This is a genomic window from Candidatus Thioglobus sp. (assembly GCF_028599055.1).
Taxonomy (GTDB): domain Bacteria; phylum Pseudomonadota; class Gammaproteobacteria; order PS1; family Pseudothioglobaceae; genus Thioglobus_A.
Genome location: NZ_JAQRMS010000094.1, coordinates 1 through 4,596 on the forward strand (window position 1 = coordinate 1; position 4,596 = coordinate 4,596).

Sequence of the window (4,596 nt, forward strand, 5' to 3'; positions counted from 1 at the left end):
GCTTATTCAAATACTCAATGAAGAGAATCTAAATAAACGTCTATGTTTGTTGTTAAATCCCGCCTTTGGGTCTAACTCCTGAGAATTATAACCGCTTTAATAAATAAATACAACTTAATGTATGCGTCCACAACATATTGCACTTTTTCCTATATTTCTTTTCATTCATTTTAATGTATTCAATTGGTGCTATTTGCCCAAGTGAATAATGCGCGCTTTTAGCGTTATATGCCCAAGAGCGTAGCGAGCAAATACCCTTGGGGTGCCAAAACAGATAATCACTCATTTTCTCGTTAAATTCATCTGTGTTCTCTAAGTCATAAAGATGGTAATCAATCAGTTCATCTTGCAGTGTTCGATTAAACCGTTCACAATGGGCATTCATCTTAGGGGTGCGTGGATAGGTATGCCAATGATTGTCCACTTGCTCATCAAACTCTTTTTTAAATTCTGAGCCATTGTCAGTTAAGATGTGCTGCATCTCAAAAGGGAATAATGCCTTAATGTTGGTTAAAAACCTTCCAGCCTCTAGTGCAGTGTGCTTATCTGTAGCGTAAGCAAAAGCAAAACGGGTGTAGAGATCAACAAAAGTCAGAATGTAGCGCTTAAAGTCATTTAAACGCTTCTCAATGGCATCAAGTGCCACACAATGCCCAGGGTATTGGGCGCTGAAGTCTTTTGGCTTTCTGATTGCTTTTTTCTGTTGAGCTTAGTACGTTTGCCAAAATGGTTAATTTTGACTGAAAACACCCGCATCTTGTCCTTGTCATCACTGATCATTCTGCCAATACTTGATACCGATGAGCAAAGTATATTATGCTTGGAACAAAAGTCTTTAGGCAATGGGTAGAGTTTATCTTCTGCCTTGGTTTGGGTAAGTTTGCCTGAGATGCTTAACCTTATCAACAATGTCTTTATCCCACTGTCTTTTGCGTTTAGCCTTAAGCGTTCTATTGCCATTGTTCAAGGCTAATCTAGCACCAGATTTTAGCTTGCCTCTCCAGTATAAAGTGTGCATTTACCGATGCTAAAAGCATCTATAGTAGCATTTAATCCATGCTTATATCCCAAGGGCAGGCTTCACGCTTCCAAGAGCATAGAGCTTTGTATTTGTCACTTGCAGATTTACTCATATTGTCTAATTCATAGGCTAAATTGGCTATTTTAATTAGGCCTTTAGCTTTCCAGTTGATTCTTTGAATTTGCAGGTTTTATTTTTTTTAAAACAGGCAAAGCACCCAAGGGTATAAATACAATATGTTTTTTGAACTTGTACAAACAGTATGATGTTAAAATTGTTGTTAATTCAATTCTTGACCATAGAAGTGTTTGGGATTTAAAAAACACCTTATCCGGTATTTTAAGCAACAATGGGTGTGGACGCTTGTCAATTAGCAGTGGTGCATTTATGAGTTAAATTCGCCAAGTCTGGGCTTACTTAAGGTAATATTTAAAAATGCAACGCAAGACACCAATATTAAATATGCGGTTTACAGATTTATTTAAACAGTCTGATTATCGAATAATCACGGCGCTTTTAATCTTTCTACCACTGCTGATTTACTGGCAAGTTTATGATTTTGAATTTGTTTGGGATGACAATGGTGACCCTATTGGACATTTAAAAAACCCTTTTGTTACATCACCCTCGTGGACAAATTTTTGGCAGTTGTTCACTCAGTCTTATTTTGGCATGTATATCCCAATAAGTTATTTATTTTGGGGTGTACTTAAATCTTTTGCAGAGCTATTATCATTGCCGCTTAATAGCGTTCTACATTTAACCAATGTTGTGGTGCATATTGTTAATGGTTTGTTGGTTTTTACTGTACTTAGGCAGTTTGTAATCAACAAATGGGCAGTATTGGTTGGGGTACTGTTTTTTCTATTGCATCCCATTCAAGTTGAAGTTGTAGCTTGGGTAAGTGAGTTTAGAACGCTACTAGCATTTTGTTTTTCATTATCGGCCTTATATTTATATTTAAAAAATCAAACAAAGTTTGGTTTTCTGCCTTTGGTACTGTTTATTTTAGCATTACTAAGCAAACCTTCTGCGATTACCTTGGTGGCGTTTGTATTGGTTATTAATCATTTCCACTATAAGTTTAGGTTGGGTGAAAACTTTAGTAAAACCCTACCATTTGCACTTATTGCTTTGTTTGTTATTGTTGTTACTCACTCTATTCAATCTAAATATGGTGAAAACTTCTCTCAATACTTAATAGAAATTTGGCAGCGCCCCTTTGCCTGGTTAGACAGTATTGTTTTTTATCTATATAAGTTAATTTATCCCTATCATTTAGGTACATCTTACACCCTTTCGCCAAAATTTATTAGTAGCCAATGGTGGTTTTACCCCCTAGCACTCTTGCCACTTGGTTTGGGTTACTTACTGTGGATAAAACGTAAACAACAACCCTTATTGGTATTTGCCGGTGTGTTGTTTGTTGTTGGGTTTTTTGTTACCTCAGGTTGGGTTAGTTTTGCCTTTCAAAGATATTCTTTAGTCGCAGATCGATATTTGTATTTTGCTATGATTGGGGTAGCTTTGTTCGTTGCAACACTGATTGCCAACACTGATAAAAAACACTGGCAAGGTTTAATACTCAGTGTTTTGGTATTTTTTACAACTTTATCGGTATTTAGGCAAATTCCGATTTGGCAAAATGGAATGACACTATGGTCTCACAGTGTTGATTATGAAATAACGCCAAGTTATGCAATACTAAACTTAGCTGTAAATCACCAAAATTATGGCGAATCATTAGTTAAGCAAGAAAAGTACCAACAAGCTATGAAGTATTTTAATAAAGCCATTATTTTTTATAGTAGAATTATTAAACAACACCCTGATAACCATGTTAAGGCTTATAGCAATCGTGCTGTTATTTTCTATAATCTTAAGCAATACCAAAAAGCCATAAAAGATACTGGTAAAATTATTGAATATAATATTAAAGACGTTCAAGCTCACAATATAAAGATACAAGCCCTAATTGCTTTAAAACAATGCAAACAAGCTAAAGCTGCACTTAAACAAGCACAAAAGTATAAAATAAAAGTACAAATAGCAATAGTAAACCAATTAAAATCTCAATGCCCCTAGACCTCTCCATTATCATCCCCACCTTCAATGAAAGCGGCAATATCAAAGCGTTGATTGAGTTGTTACACAACACCATTGACAAAAGCATAACATGGGAAATCATCTTTGTTGATGACAACTCTCCTGATAAAACTTATCAACAAGTACAAAAATTATCAAAAGACTGGAACAATGTTCGTGTTTTACGACGAGTAGGAAGACGTGGATTATCCTCTGCTGTGATTGAAGGCATACTCTCTAGCAGTGCAGATTACTTTTTGGTAATGGATGGGGACTTGCAACATGATGAAGGCATTATCCCTAGGATGTTTGCCAGCATTAAACAAGATAACTTAGACTTGGTGATTGGCAGTCGTTTTGTTGGTGGTGGTAGCACTGGAGAGTTGGCTTTAAATAGAGTTAAGGTTAGTCGCTTTGCTACGATACTTAGCCACCGAATCTTAAAAACCAAATTAACCGACCCAATGAGTGGTTTTTTTATGCTTTCTAGAGCTTTTTTTGAACAAAATGTAGAACGACTATCTGCTATTGGATTTAAGATTTTACTTGATTTGGTGGCATCAGCCAAAACCCCGCCTAAACTTATTGAATTGCCTTACCAAATGCGTAAACGCACCGAAGGTGAAAGCAAATTAGAACCTATTGTGGTATGGGAATATTTACTATTACTACTTGACAAGAGTATTGGTCGTTTTATTCCACTGCGTTTTATGATGTTTATATTGGTTGGTTTGAGTGGTGTATTGGTGCATCTGGTTGTATTAAAAGGCTTGCTAAATTTTACCGATTATTCATTTTTAATCGCTCAAAGTATGGCTACGTTGGTCGCAATGACTAACAACTATATATTTAACAACCTTTTTACTTATAGTGATAAAAGACTGACTGGATTTAAGTTTTTCAAAGGACTTTTGAGTTTTTACCTTGCCTGTTCAATTGGCTTTGTTATTAATATTACTTTAGCAGAGTTTTTATTTAAGTTAGATGTTGCTTGGTATTTATCAGGCTTGATTGGCGCAGTGATTGGCTCTATTTGGAACTATGGTATGACTAAATATATTACTTGGCGATAAAAGTCAAAAAAATATTATAAAAATATCGCATTCAAAGTTTTCTAAAAAATCTTAAACAGACAAGTGATGATTTCCATCACAAGAAACACTTAGACCGAAGGTAATATTCATGACATTAAGACTGCCAGTTTTAAAGTATAGATTTTCGTCTAGCTAATCAGTTAAAAAGGTTTTTTTTTGCTTACTAATTAAATTTGAAATATTCATACACTTGTTATTTGCCAATCATCGTCAAATAATCTTGCTCGCTCAAAATGGTTAGCCCTAATTTTTCAGCTGCTTGGATTTTCTTTTGTCCAACTTTATCACCAATTACTAAATAATCTGTTTTACCAGTGACACTGGATGCAATTTGAATACCTAAATTTTTGGCATTTTTCTTCATCATCTCTCTCGAGCCTTGCATTTTCCCTGTAA

General features: G+C 35.2%; 5 protein-coding genes. 2 read left to right on the top strand and 3 right to left on the bottom strand.

The annotated features are described in order from the left end of the window. Positions 1-85 precede the first annotated feature (85 nt). Both PSN35_RS06130 and PSN35_RS06135 read right to left on the bottom strand, forming a co-directional pair. Complete coding sequence (locus PSN35_RS06130) at positions 86-646, bottom strand: DDE-type integrase/transposase/recombinase (protein ID WP_300030904.1); 561 nt, start codon at positions 644-646, stop codon at positions 86-88. 207 nt (positions 647-853) lie between these two features. Then, positions 854-1,018, bottom strand: a complete 165-nt coding sequence (locus PSN35_RS06135) for a hypothetical protein (protein WP_300030907.1) — start codon at positions 1,016-1,018, stop codon at positions 854-856. Between the two features lie 465 nt (positions 1,019-1,483). On the opposite strand from PSN35_RS06135, the gene PSN35_RS06140 reads away from it, so the two are divergent. Next, positions 1,484-3,106: a tetratricopeptide repeat protein gene (locus PSN35_RS06140; protein ID WP_300030910.1), complete on the top strand. Its 1,623-nt coding sequence runs from the start codon at positions 1,484-1,486 to the stop codon at positions 3,104-3,106. Further along, positions 3,097-4,179, top strand: coding sequence for a glycosyltransferase family 2 protein (locus PSN35_RS06145; RefSeq protein WP_300030913.1), 1,083 nt, complete (start codon positions 3,097-3,099; stop codon positions 4,177-4,179). Before PSN35_RS06140 ends, PSN35_RS06145 begins: the two co-directional genes overlap by 10 nt. Before the next feature lie 214 nt (positions 4,180-4,393). Here the strand turns inward: PSN35_RS06145 and PSN35_RS06150 are convergent. After that, the coding region (locus PSN35_RS06150) for a BRCT domain-containing protein (protein WP_300030916.1) at positions 4,394-4,596 on the bottom strand (203 nt) is incomplete at its 5' end.

Bases quoted from the DNA above. Each gene is read 5' to 3' on its own strand.
- PSN35_RS06135 (WP_300030907.1), bottom strand. From the start codon at position 1,018: ATGCACACTTTATACTGGAGAGGCAAGCTAAAATCTGGTGCTAGATTA.
- PSN35_RS06140 (WP_300030910.1), top strand. From the start codon at position 1,484: ATGCGGTTTACAGATTTATTTAAACAGTCTGATTATCGAATAATCACG.
- PSN35_RS06145 (WP_300030913.1), top strand. From the start codon at position 3,097: ATGCCCCTAGACCTCTCCATTATCATCCCCACCTTCAATGAAAGCGGC.